This is a genomic window from Micromonospora sp. NPDC005413 (assembly GCF_040606435.1).
In the GTDB taxonomy this organism is placed as follows: domain Bacteria; phylum Actinomycetota; class Actinomycetes; order Mycobacteriales; family Micromonosporaceae; genus Micromonospora.
Genome location: NZ_JBEXEV010000014.1, coordinates 49439 through 63584, shown reverse-complemented (window position 1 = coordinate 63584; position 14146 = coordinate 49439). Strand labels below are relative to the sequence as shown.

The window sequence follows — 14146 nt, the reverse complement described above, 5'->3', positions numbered from 1 at the left end:
CGGCTGGTGGTGTCGTACCGCCGGGTTAACCTGCCGGGATGGGCCGCAGTCAGTCGTTGCCCCGGGGCGACGATCCGCGCTTCGGGCCGGACGCCGACGACTCCGGCAGTCCGATCCTGCACGTCGACATGGACGCCTTCTTCGCCGCCGTCGAGGTGCGCCGCCGACCCGAGCTGCGCGGCCGGCCGGTGGTCGTCGGCGGCATCGGGCCGCGCGGGGTGGTCAGCTCGGCCAGCTACGAGGCCCGCCGGTACGGCGTGCGCAGCGCGATGCCGACCAGCCAGGCCCGGGCACGCTGCCCGCACGCGGTCTACCTGCCACCGGAATTCACCGCCTACACCGCCGCCTCCCGGGCGGTCATGCAGATCTTCCGGGACGTCACCCCACTGGTCGAGCCGCTCTCCCTCGACGAGGCGTTCCTCGACGTGACCGGCGCCCGCCGGCTCTTCGGCTCCCCGGCCACCATCGCCCGGCTGATCCGCCGCCGGGTCGCCGACGAGCAGGCGCTGACCTGTTCGGTCGGGGTGGCGCCGAGCAAGTTCGTGGCCAAGCTGGGTTCCACCCGGGCCAAGCCGGACGGCCTGCTGGTCGTGCCACCCGGGCAGGTGCTCGACTTCCTGCACCCGCTGCCGGTCGACGCGCTGTGGGGGGTGGGGGAGCGTGCCGCCGAGGCGCTGCGCCGGCTCGGCCTGGCCACCGTCGGCGACCTCGCCGAGGCGCCGGTGGGCATGCTCCGCCGCGCGGTCGGTGCCGCCTCGGCGGCGCACCTGCACGAGCTGGCCTGGGGACGGGACCCGCGCCAGGTCAGCCCCGAGCACGTCGACAAGTCGATCGGCGCGGAGGTGACCTTCGACGTCGACGTGGCCGACCCGCTGGAAATCCGCCGTGCCCTGCTCGCGCTCAGCGCGAAGGTCGGCGTCCGCTTGCGGGGCTCCGGGCAGGTCGGGCGCACCGTCTCACTCAAGGTCCGCCTGGCCGACTTTCGCACCGTCAGCCGCTCCCGCACCCTCGACGTGCCCACCGACACCGCCCGCGAGATGTTCGACACGGTGTGGGCGCTCTACACCGCATTGGACCCGGGCGAGAGGATCCGCCTCGTCGGTGTCCGGGTCGAAGGGCTCGCCTCGGCGCAGGGCGCGCCCCGGCAGCTCACCCTCGGCGCGCCCGAACACGGCTGGCGGGAAGCGGAAGCTGCCGCGGACGCCGCTGCTGCCCGTTTCGGGCGGTCCGTCATAGGTCCGGCCAGTCTGATGGGCGACCGTGATCCCCGCCGAACCGAAAATCCACCCCACCCGTAGGTCGTCCCGCTTTCCGACGCGCGACCCCCCTCGTAGACTTGCGGGTAAGCAGCCGGTTGGCTGCCACGGTCTGTCGGCCCGAGTGGGCCCGACCAACGTGACCGGGGAGGAGTGCCGTGCCGCTCTCGGAGCACGAGCAGCGGCTGTTCGAGCAGATCGAGCGGTCGCTTGCCGAGGACCCCAAATTCGCCTCGGCCGTGCGCGCCAGCGATCCGCGCTTCCATGCGCGGCGTCGCCTGCTCGTCGCCGCCGGCGTGATAATCGCTGGCTTGGCTCTACTGGTCTATGGCGCGGTGATCAAGACTCCACCGCTGGCGGTGGCGGGCTTCGTCGTCATGCTGGCGTCGGCCGCGTTCGCGGTGCAGTCGCACCGGAGGGCGCAGTCACCCGACCTGCACGTGGTGGGCGGCACGACGAGTCGTCGCCGTTCCCGCGGTGGTGGCCGATCCGGTCGCCGGTCGTCGCTCCTGGACCGCATGGAGGACAGGTGGCGGCAGCGCCCGGAGGGGCACCGCTGAGCCGGCCCCGCCGCTGAGGCGGGCCGTACGCCGCGACGAGCGGGTCGCCGGGCATAGCCCCCGGCGACCTCGGTCGTATCCGCGCGCCCTCTCCCGCTGACAAACCCGCCGATGACCAGTAGTCATGGGAAGCCGGATCTGGACGGGCGTTGGTCAGCGGGCCGCCCGATCGGCCAGCAGCCGTCGGGGGTTCCAGCGCAGCAGCCGGTACCGGGCTCGCCCGGTCAGCGCCACCATCCGGCCGGACGTGTCCGCGAGGGCGGTCCTCCACCGCAGCAGCACCGACGGCGGCAACACGGCGGCGAGCAGGCGGGTCCGTCGGTCCGCCCGCGCGGCGAGCGTCCCACGGACCGCGCGTAGCGCCGGCAGCAACCGCTCACCGGTCAGCGGATCCCGCGCGTAGCGGGCCCGCTCTTCCGCCCGGCCGAGCAGCCGCGCTGACTCAATCGCGGCGGTGTCGTCGCTGAGGGTGTCCCGGACGAGCCGGTCCGCGGTCGCCCTGGGCGTCTCGGTCAGGTCGACCGGGACCCGGAAGTCCACCAGTGTGTCGAGCAGCTCCGCCCAGGCGGCGTGCGCGTCCGCGCGGGCCCGGTTGGCGTCCGCGCCGACCACCACCGATCGCGTTCCCGGGTCGGTGCCGTCCTCGACGGCGGAGGCGGCCACCGCGGGGCTCGCCGCCTGGCCACCTCGCCGACGGCGCAGCGCCAGCCGGCGCAGAGCGGGGACCGCGAGCAGCATCAGCAGGGCCAACAGGCCCGCCGTCCACCAGGGCCAGACCGGTGGCTGCTCGTCGGGGGTCGTCCCGCCGAGGGACAGCCCGTTGTCGGTGTCCCGGTCGGCGTTGTCCGGGCCGGCCGGACCAGCCGACGCTTCGGGGCCCGCCGGGGTGTCCGTGACACCGGTGCCCGGGGCGGACGGCTCCGGCGCGTCAGTGTCCGGCGCCCAGGCCGACCGGGTGGAGCCCGGCACCCCGTACGCCGGTGTGGCGTCGAACGGCACCCAGCCGGCCCCGTTGAAGTAGACCTCGGTCCACGCGTGCAGGTTGAGGTTGGTCAGTGTGAAGGTGTCACCGTCGCGCTTGCTGCCGTTGGTGAACCCGAACGCCACCCGGGCCGGGATGCCGGCCGAGCGGACCAGCCAGGCCATCGCGGCCGCGTACTGCTGGCAGTAGCCGACCTTGTTGGTCAGGAAGTTGACGATGTCCTGACCGCTGCTGCCGCTCGCGGTGCTGAGCCGGTAGCTGAACCCGTTGTCCGCCGAGAAGTGCTGGTAGATCGCCAGCACCCGGTCGTAGTCGGTGCGCTTGTCCTGGACCAGCCCTTTGACCAGCTCCTCCACCTCGGGCACCGGCCCGGGGGTGGCGGTCAACTGTCGGCGTACCGGGTGGTCCGCCGGCAGCGGTTGGGCGGCTCGCAGCGCCGCCGGAGAGTACGTCGAGCGGATGTAGTCGAAGGAGTACTTCCGGCCCCGGGAGTTCTCCCGGTTGGAGAAGACGACCTGCTGGTTGGGGTCGTAGAGCCAGTTGCTGTTGAGGTCCTCGGTGCGTACCGGCTCGGCGTACACCGGCATCAGGGACATGCTCAGGCTCTTGGTGACCTCGACGGTCGCCCGGTAGGAGGTCTGCTGCACCCCTCGGTCAGCGCGTTCGGTCGGATCCGGCAGGTCCCGGTTGGTCGGTCGGCCGGTCGGGTTGCGCGCCTGGAAACCACTCGGGCGCAGCTCGTCCGCGACGGCGTAGCGCAGGTAGAACGGGTTCGGCTCGGACGTGGTCACCTTGACCAGGTCGGCCACCTCGGACTGGTTGAGTTGGCCGGCGAGCGAGGCGAACAGGTCGATCCGACCCGACGTGCCGCCCGAGCCGTTGCCGTTGCCATTGCCGTTACCCGGCCCCCGGCTGAGGGAGTCGAGTAGCCCGCCGGTCATGCCCGGCACCGCCAGCGGCAGCACCACCGCCAGGGCCACCCCGACCGCCGCGAGCCGACGGCCGGCGGACGCCAACGGCGAGGCCTCCCACACGTCGACGTCGCGGCCGTCGCCGGTGAACCGGCGCCCGAACCGGCGTACCCGGTCGACGTTGTCGGTGACCAGCAGCCAGAGGTAACCGGCGGCACCCACCATGAACGGCACCGCGGGGACGCTGTCCACGTAGACGGCGACCGGGACCGAGTAGATGGCGAGCATCGGCAGCCCCGCCAGCGCGGGCCGGTGCAACCCCACGGCCAGCACGTCCACCAGCACGGCGACCCCGCCGACGCCGAGCACAGCGAGGAACAGCAGCGGATCAGTGTCCGGGACCTCGACTCCGTACGAGCGCATGTCCTGCATGGAACCGGCGAGCAGATCGGCGAAGTGCGCGAACGTGCCCGGAGCGGGCAGGAAGGTGAGCAGCTCCTCGCCGCTGGGGAAAAGCCAGGTCAGGGCGAGCGCCAGCCCGGCCAGCATGCCCAGCACCTGACCCCACAGTGGTGCCCGGACGAGCCGGGTCAACGCGGCCGCACCGGCCACCACGGCGACCGCGATGACGGACTCGATCAACCACGTCCAGCTCTGGAAGATGGCCGACAGCGGCGCGGCGGCCAGCAGCGTGGCGGCGGCGGCCACCACGCCGGTGTTCCGACTGGCGATCATGAGGGGAACCTTCCGTTCATCGCACGCCGCCGGCGACCGTCTCGGCCAGCGCGGCGCGCAGGGCGAAGCCCTGGGAACCCCGCCCGGCCTGCGGCCACAGCGCCGGCAGTCGGGCGCCGTGGTCGACGCCGACCACGCGCCAGCCGCTCTGCAGCATGGCGAGGACGGCGGCACCGTGCGCGTGCTCCGCCTCGGCCCGGGCCTTCTCGGGCAGGCTGAGCCAGGTGGAGCTGTTCAGCAGGAAGCCGATGCAGGTGGCGCCGTTGCCCCGCAGCCCAGCCAGCAGCTCGGCCTCGGCCACGCTCACCGTGCCGAACAGTCCGATGATCAAACCGCCGTCGGCGCGCTGCCGGACCCGCTGCACGAGGCCGGTCAACTCGGCACGCTGATCCAGCCGGACCTCCGCGAGGTGGTCGAGCAGCGCCCCGTCACCGCCGGCCTCCGAGGCGTCCACATCCACGTCCGAGCCGGTGACCAGGCGCAGCTTGTAGCCGGCCTGCCGCAGGTGGACGGCGATGCTCGCGGCGGCGGAGACGGCCCACTCGAAACTGGCCGTCGGCCCCTCGCCGCGGTGGCCGTACGCCCGGGTGTCCAGTACGACCGTGGCGCGGCTCTCCCACGGCTGCTCCTCGCGGCGCACCATCAGCTCGCCGGTACGTGCGGTGGACTTCCAGTGCACCCGGCGCAGGTCGTCGCCGCGCCGGTACTCCCGGGTCGCCGCGTCATCCTCGCCGTGCACCGCCACCGAGCGGGCCCGGCTGTCGCCGCTGCCCGCGTACTCCCCGGGAAGCCGGACCGACGGCAGCGGGGTGACCTGCGGGATGACCGTCAGGTGGTCGGTGCTGGGGAAGGACCTGGTGAGCTCGCAGAGGCCGAACGGATCGGTCATCCGGACCACCAGCGGACCCACGTCGTAGCGGCCCCGCACGTCGGCCCGCACGGTGTACGCCACGGAACTGGCCTGGTGCGCGCCGAGCCGCTCCAACACCACGCGGGGCCGGCTGCCCAGCGCGTACGGCAGCCGGTCCTCCAGGAGGAGGGTGCCGGTCGGCAGCCGGGAGAGGTTCTGCAGGCGCAGCACCACCCGGGAGTTGGCGCCGACCGGGACCCGGTGCGGGTCCAGCGAGCGGTTGCAGGCCAGCTTGTAGCGGCTGCGCCCGACGTAGGCCGCGGCCAGCAACGGCAGGATGGCCAGCAGCACAGCCACCCTGAGCAGGTCCTTCTCGCCGAGGATGCCGGCCGAGATCGCCGCCGCGACCGCAGCGGCGAGGAAGGAGCGCCCGCGGGTGGTCAGCCCGCGTAGCCCGGCACGCACGTCATGGCCTCCGCGGCTCGTAGGGCGCGCGGCCGTTGCCGGAAGCGGGCCGGGTGTCGTACGGGTTGCGCTGCCGGTCGTGCGGCAGCGGCAGGCGGTGCACCAGCTCGGAGACGATCGCGTCGGTGGTGCGTCGGGCGAGCTGCGCGTCGGCGGTCGGGATGATCCGGTGCGCGAGCACCGGCACCGCGAGGGCCTGCAGGTCGTCGGGCAGGACGTAGTCGCGGCCCTCCAGGGCGGCGACCGCCCGGGCGGTGCGCAGCAGTTGCAGGGTCGCCCGGGGGGAGGCGCCGAGCCGCAGGTCGGGGGCCTCGCGGGTGGCGGTGACCAGGTCGATCGCGTACTGCTTGACCGCGTCCGCGACGTGCACCTGCCGGACGGTCGCGATGAGCTGCCGGACGATGGCCGCGTCGGACACCGCGCGCAGGTCGTTCAGAGGGTCGGTGGCGCCGTGCCCGTCGAGCATGGCCAACTCGGCGCTGGAGTCCGGGTAACCCATCGCGATGCGGGCGGTGAACCGGTCGCGCTGCGCCTCGGGCAGCGGGTAGGTCCCCTCCATCTCGATCGGGTTCTGGGTAGCGATGACCATGAACGGGGTCTGCAACTGGTACGTCACGCCGTCGACGGTGACCTGTCGCTCCTCCATGCACTCCAGCAACGCCGACTGGGTCTTCGGCGAGGCCCGGTTGATCTCGTCGCCGACCACCAGATTGGCGAACACGGCGCCGGGACGAAACTCGAAGTCGTGCGTCTCCTGGTTGTAGACGCTGACCCCGGTGACGTCGCTGGGCAGCAGGTCAGGGGTGAACTGGATCCGCCGCACCGTGCAGTCGATGGACCGCGCGAGGGCCTTGGCCAGCTTGGTCTTGCCGACACCCGGGACGTCTTCGATCAGGAGGTGGCCCTCGGCGAGCAGAACGGCCAGGGCGAGTCGCACGGTGGCGGTCTTGCCCTCGATGACCTGCTCGATGTTGGCCACGATGGCCTCGCTGGCAGCGCGGAACTCGTCGTGCGGCAGTAGGCCGCCCACCTCGTCCCAGGTCTGTTGTGTCACGGGCCTCCTCCTCGTCGCAGTCACGGCAGCTCTTTAGAGAGCACCTGGACCCGCCGTTGGGTTCGCGACGTCGAGCCTCTTTTGCCGCAGGAATCTCACTGGTCTCTCAGGCTAACCATGTTTGTCGTTATCGCCGACCCCCGCAGGTAGTCCGTCGGTTACGCCCCGGAATATTCGCCGGCCGGGGGACGCGGTGGTTTTCCAACTCCCTGGCGGCGGCGCGTTGCCGGGCCGGCAGGCGAGGTACACTGCCCGACATGGCCGGAGTCTTCCTGCTTCTTACCGGGCCGTGCTGATGCGCTGAACGCGCGACAGCACGGCGGCCCCTCCTGCGCGAGGGGCTTTTTTGTGCCCGCCGCCGGCCCGGCCCGGTGGCGCCGAGACGAAGCGAAGCGAAGCGAGGAGAAACGATGAGTGAGGCAGCCGCACCGGCGGGCGACATTCCCCCGTTCCGGTACACCGCGGCCCTGGCCGACGAGATCGAGACTCGTTGGCAGGACACCTGGGCGCGCGAGGGCACCTTCCACGCACCGAACCCGACCGGCCCGCTGGCCGACCCGACCCACCCCCGCGCCGGCGCGGAGAAGCTGTACGTGCTGGACATGTTCCCGTACCCGTCCGGCGCCGGCCTGCACGTCGGCCACCCGCTGGGCTACATCGGCACCGACTGCTACGCCCGCTACCAGCGGATGACCGGGCGCAACGTGCTGCACGCGATGGGCTTCGACGCGTTCGGCCTGCCCGCCGAGCAGTACGCGGTGCAGACCGGCACCCACCCCAGGACCACCACGGTCGCGAACATCGAGCGGTACAAGGCGCAGCTGCGCCGGCTGGGGCTGGCCCACGATGAGCGCCGCTCGGTGGCCACCATCGACACCGACTTCTACCGCTGGACCCAGTGGATCTTCCTGCAGATCTTCAACTCCTGGTACGACCGCGACGCCCGCCGGGCCCGCCCGATCGCCGAGCTGATCGCCGAGTTCGAGGGCGGTAACCGGCCCACCCCGGACGGCCGCGCCTGGGCCGAGCTGAGTGTCGCCGAGCGCCGCCAGGTCGTCGACGACCACCGACTGGCGTACGTCTCGCAGGCCCCGGTGAACTGGTGCCCAGGGCTGGGCACCGTGCTGGCCAACGAGGAGGTCACCGCCGACGGTCGCTCCGACCGGGGCAACTTCCCGGTCTTCAAGCGCAACCTGAAGCAGTGGATGATGCGGATCACCGCGTACGGTGACCGGCTGATCGAGGACCTGGACAGCCTGGACTGGCCCGAGCCGATCAAGCTGATGCAGCGCAACTGGATCGGCCGATCCACCGGCGCGCACGTCGACTTCCCCACCGCGCTGGAGCCGATCCGGGTGTTCACGACCCGGCCGGACACCATCTTCGGGGCCACGTACATGGTGCTGGCGCCCGAGCACGAGCTGGTCGACACGCTGGTGCCGGCCGCCTGGCCGGACGAGACGCGGGACGCCTGGACCGGCGGGCACGCCAGCCCACGGGCGGCCGTCGAGGCGTACCGCAAGTCGGCGGCGGCCAAGACCGACGTCGAGCGGCAGTCGGACAGCAAGGAGAAGACCGGCGTCTTCATCGGCGCGTACGCCACCAACCCGGTCACCGGCGGGCAGATCCCGATCTTCATCGCCGACTACGTGCTGGCCGGCTACGGCACCGGCGCGATCATGGCGGTGCCGGCGCAGGACGAACGGGACTGGGCGTTCGCCGAGATCTTCGAGCTGCCCATCGTGCGTACCGTGCAGCCGGCGGAGGGCTTCGACGGCAAGGCGTACACCGGGGACGGCCCGGCGATCAACAGCGCCGCGCCCGAGCGCGGCCTGGACCTGAACGGCCTGGGGATCGTCGACGCCAAGGCGACGATCATCGCCTGGCTGGAGGCGAACGGGCACGGCACCGGAGCGGTGACCTACCGGCTGCGTGACTGGCTGTTCTCCCGCCAGCGTTACTGGGGTGAGCCGTTCCCGATCGTCTACGACGAGACCGGCGCGGCCATCGCCCTGCCGGAGGAGATGCTGCCGGTCGAGCTGCCGGAGGTGGACGACTTCTCCCCGAAGACGTTCGAGGCCGACGACGCGAACAGCAACCCGGAGACCCCGCTGTCCCGGCGGCGCGACTGGGTCGAGGTCGAGCTGGACCTGGGTGACGGGCCGAAGCGCTACACCCGGGAGACCAACGTGATGCCGCAGTGGGCCGGCTCCTGCTGGTACGAGCTGCGCTACCTGGACCCGACCAACTCCGATCGGTTCGTCGACGCGGAGAACGAGCGCTACTGGATGGGCCCGAACGCCGACGGCGACTGTGGGGGCACCGACCTGTACGTCGGCGGTGCCGAGCATGCCGTGCTGCACCTGCTGTACGCGCGGTTCTGGCACAAGGTGCTGTTCGACCTGGGGCACGTGTCGTCGTTCGAGCCGTTCCGCAAGCTGTTCAACCAGGGCATGATCCAGGCGTACGCCTACACCGACTCGCGTGGCAGCTACGTGCAGGCCGAGGAGGTCGTCGAGCGCGACGGCGCCTACTACCTGGACGACCTGGTGGTCAACCGCGAGTACGGCAAGATGGGCAAGTCGCTGAAGAACGTGGTGACGCCCGACGACATGTGCGCCGCGTATGGCGCGGACACGTTCCGGGTGTACGAGATGTCGATGGGTCCGCTGGAGGTGTCCCGCCCCTGGGAGACCCGGGCGGTGGTCGGCTCGTACCGGTTCCTGCAGCGGGTCTGGCGGGCGGTCATCGACGAGCAGACCGGCGCGCTGCGGGTCACCGACGACCCGGCTGACGAGGCGACCCGCCGGCTGCTGCACAAGGTGATCGACGGGGTCCGTGGCGACATGGACGGCATCCGGTTCAACACGGCGATCGCCAAGCTGATCCAGCTGACCAACGGGCTGACCGGGCTGTCGGCGACGCCCCGCGAGGTGGCCGAGCCGCTGGTGCTGATGGTGGCGCCGTTCGCCCCGCACGTGGCCGAGGAGCTGTGGGGCCGGCTGGGCCACGACACGTCGCTGACGTACGCGGACTTTCCGACCGCCGACCCGGCGCTGCTGGTGGCCGACACGGTGACCTATCCGGTGCAGGTCAACGGCAAGGTCCGTGGTCGCATCGAGGTCCCCGCCGACGCCTCCGAGGAGACCGTCCGCGCGGCGGCCCTGGACGCGGTGGCGGCGGCCCTGGCCGGCAAGGAACCCCGCAAGGTCATCGTGGTCCCGGGCCGCATGGTCTCGGTGGTCGCCTAACCCACCCCACCCCACCCCACCCCGAGATCTCGCCCCGCCCCGCCCCGCGATCTTGCAGTTTCGGTCTTTGTTCTGCCCCTTTCGGGGCAGATTGTCGGGGCAGAAACTGCAAGATCGCCGGGGTGGGGGTGCGTCAGGGGCGGTGGGCGGTGCCGAGTACAGGCACAGACTGCCATGCGCCATGGGCGCCGCCGCGCCGTCCGTCGCTAATGGGCCGGCATCGCGGCCGGGCTTCGCAGTCCGGCATCGCGGCCCGGGTGATAGGGAGCGGGACGTCCACGGGCGCGTACTGCGACGAGCGTGATGACTCACAGGTATAGGTATGCCCCTGGGGCATCACGCTCACCGGCGCGCGTCCGCCGCCCGGCACGGCACGCCGGCTCCGAGGCATGAGATGTCGGCTCTGAGGGGCGACATTGCCTCAGGCGGTCAGCGCCGCCGCTACGGTGCGGCGGTGGGCGAGCAGCCAGTCCTGCCAGCGACGTACCCCGTCGACCGCGCCCCGCTCGCGCAGCCGGCGCATTCCCGGCTCGTCGCGGTCGGCGCCGGCGTCGATGCCCCGCCAGGTGTCCTCGATCTGGTCGAGCATCAGATCCACCAGGTCGTCCCGGGCAAGTGCCACCCGGGCCGGTCCAGTGGCTGCGGCCTCGTAGGCGTCGCAGAGCACGCGGCAGCGCCGACCCAGCTCGGCTGGGTCGGTGCCCTCGCCCAGCGCGGCCCAATGCCAGCCGGCGAACGCCACGTCGGCGATCCGGGGACCCGGTGCGGCCAGGTCCCAGTCCAGGAAAGCCACCGGCAGGGGACCGGCCCGGAAGTCGCGATAGACCGTGTTCTTCGGTGACAGGTCGCGGTGGCAGACCGTTTCGGCGTTCCCGGCCAGCGGAGTGCCCGCACAGGCGTCGTGCAGCCGTCGCATCAGCTCAGCCAGCCGCACCAGCGCCTGATCGGTGAAGAAGGCTTGGTCCTCCCGGTCCCGCCACGGGACCCGCCCTTCGATGTGGCTGAGTATCTGCCGGCCGCGCGCGTCGACACCCAGGTGTCGGGGGGCGAGGTTCGCGCCGACATCGGCCAGGTGGTGCAGGAGCGTGCTGACGAAGTCCAGGTTGGCCGGTGGCGTACGGCGTACCGTGTCACCGACCCGGACCACGTCGGCGACGAAGCCGCCGGCGAGTCGCTGCTCGCCGGGCAGGTCGGTCGGCTCGGGCACGGTCAGACCGGCATGGAGCGGCGGCGGCGCTCGGCGCGCCACCACTGGTGGATGAGCACCAGACTCGCGATCAGACCGAGGCTGGCCGGGGCGGCGGCGTACCAGTTGATGTGGCCCGGTGAGCTGACCGCCGCGCCGATCGCGGCGTACCCGAACGCGGTCGGCGCGGACGCGATCACGCTGCCGGTCAGAAACGGCGCCAGCCGGGCGGCGGTGGTGCCGTAGCCGTAGCTGACCAGACCGAAGCCGGCGATCGGCAGCAGCCGGACGGTGACCACGCCGAACACGCTCTGCCGCGCGAACCACCGGTCGAGGCGGGCCAGCCGGCCGCGGACCCGCTCGGCGACGAACTCCCGGCCGAGCAGCCGACCGACCGTGAAGCCGATCGCCGCCGCCACCAGTGCGGCGCCCAGGGCGTACGCGGCACCCTCCAGAGGGCCGAAGATGGCGCCCGCGGCGAGTGTGATGAAGGTCCGGGGGACCAGCGCGACCAGCAGCAGCGCGCCGCCGAGGATCGCCGCCACCGGGGCGAGGTCGCCCAGCCGGTCGGCCAGCAGCGGTAGCTGCGCCGGATCCGGCCGGGGCACCAGGAGCAGCAGCAGCCCGCAGCAGCCGATCAGCAGCACGAGCAGGGCGAACCGGGCGGCCGACGGCTGCCGGAGCAGCCGCCGGACGGCACGGATCATGCCCGGGCGGCGGCCACTGCGGAGCGGCGCTCGTTGCGGAGCCGGTCGGACCAGGTGTCGTCCAGCGGCGGGAGCTGGTGCGCCCCGGTGGCCCAGCGCAGCAGCAGGTCGGCCAGGGCCGGGTTGCGGGCCAGCGCCGGGCCGTGCGAGTAGGTGCCCAGCAGCTTGCCGCGCCACGCGCCCTCGGTGGCGCCGTCGTTGCCCACCCCGGCGGTGATCCGGGCCAGCGGGGAGACCTCCGGGCCGAGGTGGGTGCGACCGCCGTGGTTCTCGAAGCCGGTCAGTGGGGGCAGACCCAGCCGGGGGTCGATCTCACCGGCCAGCTCGCCGACGGCCCGGCTCTCGCCCCGGTCGGACTGCAGGTCCAGCAGCTCCAGGCCCCGGCACTGCACGCCCTTGGCGAAGAAGGAGGTGCCGAGCAGTTGGTAGCCGGCGCAGACGCCGAACACCACCGAACCCTGGGCGACCGCCCGGTGCAGACCGCCGTCGGCGAGCAGCCGCTGCGCGCCCAACGCCTGTGGGCCGTCCTCGCCGCCGCCGACCAGGTAGATGTCGGCGGTCGCGGGCAGCCGCTGGTCGGAGCGGACCTCCACGACCTCGACCGGCATACCGCGCTGGCGAGCCCGCCGGGCGAGGATCAGCGCGTTGCCCCGGTCCCCGTAGGTGGAGAGCAGGTCGGGGTAGATCCAGACGATGCGCAGGCTCTCAGATGACACGGTCCAACTCCGCTCGGATGTCCTGGAACGCGGTGTAGTTCGCGATGACCTCCAGCCGCCCGGGCGGGACCGACCGGATCGCGTCGTCGAACGTGCGTACGTGCTGGAACGGCACGTCGTTGACGTCCAGTCGGACCGCCAGGTCGTACGCCCGGTCGCCGGTGATCAGCACCTGCCGGCCCCGGAGCGGGGCGAAGTCGACGTCGAAGAGCCAGGAGGTGTCGAGACCGTCGGGGTCGCGCGCGTTGATGGAGAGCAGGGTCGGCGCGTCATCGGCCATGTCGAAGGCCTCCAGCCAGCTGGCCGGGTTCTTGGCCAGCAGCAGCCGGATGTTGCGCCCGTCCTTGTCGACCTGCGCGTAGCGGCCGGCGACCGAGGTGACGATGCCCAGGCGGGACACCGCGTCGACCGGCCGGACCCCGAACTCCGCGGCCACGGCCAACGCGGTCGCCGCGTTGCCGAGGTTGACCTTGCCGGGCAGCTGGAGGGACACCTTGTGCCAGGCGCCGGTGGGGTCGAGCACCCCCTCGTCCTCGACGACCCACTGCGGCTCCGGTCGGCGCAGCGGACAACCGGTGCACCACCACTGGTCGCCGGAGCGCTGGATGGTGGAGCCGCACTCCGGGCAGACCCAGGAGTCGTCGTGCCAGCGCTGGCCGGCGCTGAACCAGGTCACGTGCGGCGGGTTGATGCCGCGGGCGGGGTCGGCCGGAGGGGTGGCGGCCCAGACCACCAACGGGTCGTCGGCGTTGGCCACCACCCGCACGTTGGTGTGCCGGACCAGCGCCGCACGCCAGAGCTGCGCCATCATGGCGACCTCCTTGGCGCGGTCGAGCTGGTCGCGGGAGAGGTTGAGCAGCGCGACGACGTGCGGCTCGGTCGCCTCCAGCACCTGGGCGAGGTAGTGCTCGTCGACCTCCAGCACCGCGTACGGGGTGCTGCCGGCCTTGGCCAGTGCCGAGGTGTGCCCGCTGGGCATGTTGGCGCCGAACGAGTTGGTGGCGACCCGGCCGAGCACGCCGACCGCGGCGGAGGTCAACCGGGTGGTGGTGGTCTTGCCGTTGGTGCCGGAGACGAGCGCGATCGCACGTCCGGCCGACAGGTGGGCCAGCAGGTCCGGGTCGATCTTCAGGCCGATCCACCCGCCGATCACCGAACCGTCGCCACGGCCGGCCGCCCGGGAGAGCGCCGCGGCGGTCCGTGACACGGAGCTGGCCACCTTGGCCCGTAGGGGCATTTTCGCGTCCGTCACGCGAGCGAGGTTACCGGACCGCCCGCCCCTCCAGATCGCCGCCGACGGTGAACCGTTCGGCCGTGGTGGCTGCGCGGGTGGCCGGGTGGGCGTCCACCGGACGGAGTCGATCTATGTCGGAAAGCGGACCACGCCGGAGGGGCGCCGTGGCCCTCCACTGCGCTCCACCCCTTGTGACGTGCGGTTTTGCCGTCCGATCGGACGCGCCACGCGGGCGAATC

Annotated in this window: 10 protein-coding genes; 3 read left to right on the top strand and 7 right to left on the bottom strand. The window is 72.3% G+C overall.

The genetic code is table 11. The annotated features are described in order from the left end of the window. Nucleotides 1-38: 38 nt before the first annotated feature. On the top strand, nucleotides 39-1298 hold the full coding sequence (locus ABZS37_RS17380) for a DNA polymerase IV (protein WP_355170040.1): 1260 nt from the start codon (nucleotides 39-41) through the stop codon (nucleotides 1296-1298). Nucleotides 1299-1414: 116 nt separating this feature from the next. Continuing rightward, nucleotides 1415-1816, top strand: coding sequence for a DUF3040 domain-containing protein (locus tag ABZS37_RS17375; RefSeq protein WP_354994868.1), 402 nt, complete (start codon nucleotides 1415-1417; stop codon nucleotides 1814-1816). A gap of 153 nt (nucleotides 1817-1969) precedes the next feature. Here the strand turns inward: ABZS37_RS17375 and ABZS37_RS17370 are convergent, their stop codons facing one another. The 3 genes from ABZS37_RS17370 to ABZS37_RS17360 are packed head-to-tail and all read right to left on the bottom strand — an operon-like array spanning nucleotide 1970 to nucleotide 6813. Beyond that, nucleotides 1970-4444, bottom strand: a complete 2475-nt coding sequence (locus ABZS37_RS17370; RefSeq protein WP_355170038.1) for a DUF3488 and transglutaminase-like domain-containing protein — start codon at nucleotides 4442-4444, stop codon at nucleotides 1970-1972. 16 nt (nucleotides 4445-4460) lie between these two features. Next, nucleotides 4461-5759, bottom strand: a complete 1299-nt coding sequence (locus ABZS37_RS17365; protein ID WP_355170036.1) for a DUF58 domain-containing protein — start codon at nucleotides 5757-5759, stop codon at nucleotides 4461-4463. A gap of 1 nt (nucleotide 5760) precedes the next feature. Next, the gene (locus ABZS37_RS17360) at nucleotides 5761-6813 is read right to left on the bottom strand and encodes a MoxR family ATPase (protein WP_355170034.1); all 1053 of its coding nucleotides are present in this window, start codon (nucleotides 6811-6813) and stop codon (nucleotides 5761-5763) included. Between the two features lie 410 nt (nucleotides 6814-7223). Between ABZS37_RS17360 and leuS the strand changes: the two genes are divergently transcribed. Then, nucleotides 7224-10064, top strand: a complete 2841-nt coding sequence (gene leuS, locus ABZS37_RS17355) for a leucine--tRNA ligase (protein ID WP_355170032.1) — start codon at nucleotides 7224-7226, stop codon at nucleotides 10062-10064. Between the two features lie 421 nt (nucleotides 10065-10485). Here the strand turns inward: leuS and ABZS37_RS17350 are convergent, their stop codons facing one another. Genes ABZS37_RS17350 through ABZS37_RS17335 form a run of 4 tightly spaced genes read right to left on the bottom strand, consistent with a single transcriptional unit; the run spans nucleotide 10486 to nucleotide 13910 of the window. Next, nucleotides 10486-11271, bottom strand: coding sequence for a phosphotransferase (locus ABZS37_RS17350; RefSeq protein ID WP_355170030.1), 786 nt, complete (start codon nucleotides 11269-11271; stop codon nucleotides 10486-10488). Nucleotides 11272-11273: 2 nt separating this feature from the next. Next, on the bottom strand, nucleotides 11274-11957 hold the full coding sequence (locus ABZS37_RS17345) for a VTT domain-containing protein (RefSeq protein WP_355170028.1): 684 nt from the start codon (nucleotides 11955-11957) through the stop codon (nucleotides 11274-11276). Then, nucleotides 11954-12673, bottom strand: a complete 720-nt coding sequence (locus tag ABZS37_RS17340) for a glutamine amidotransferase (RefSeq protein ID WP_354994857.1) — start codon at nucleotides 12671-12673, stop codon at nucleotides 11954-11956. The genes ABZS37_RS17345 and ABZS37_RS17340 overlap by 4 nt, the downstream gene beginning before the upstream one ends. Beyond that, nucleotides 12663-13910: a MurT ligase domain-containing protein gene (locus ABZS37_RS17335; protein WP_355170133.1), complete on the bottom strand. Its 1248-nt coding sequence runs from the start codon at nucleotides 13908-13910 to the stop codon at nucleotides 12663-12665. The genes ABZS37_RS17340 and ABZS37_RS17335 overlap by 11 nt, the downstream gene beginning before the upstream one ends. Nucleotides 13911-14146: the final 236 nt, after the last annotated feature.

What these genes read in the sequence shown, in the direction of transcription:
- leuS (WP_355170032.1), top strand. Translation starts at nt 7,224, where the DNA reads ATGAGTGAGGCAGCCGCACCGGCGGGCGACATTCCCCCGTTCCGGTAC.
- ABZS37_RS17335 (WP_355170133.1), bottom strand. Translation starts at nt 13,910, where the DNA reads ATGCCCCTACGGGCCAAGGTGGCCAGCTCCGTGTCACGGACCGCCGCG.
- ABZS37_RS17380 (WP_355170040.1), top strand. Translation starts at nt 39, where the DNA reads ATGGGCCGCAGTCAGTCGTTGCCCCGGGGCGACGATCCGCGCTTCGGG.
- ABZS37_RS17345 (WP_355170028.1), bottom strand. Translation starts at nt 11,957, where the DNA reads ATGATCCGTGCCGTCCGGCGGCTGCTCCGGCAGCCGTCGGCCGCCCGG.
- ABZS37_RS17370 (WP_355170038.1), bottom strand. Translation starts at nt 4,444, where the DNA reads ATGATCGCCAGTCGGAACACCGGCGTGGTGGCCGCCGCCGCCACGCTG.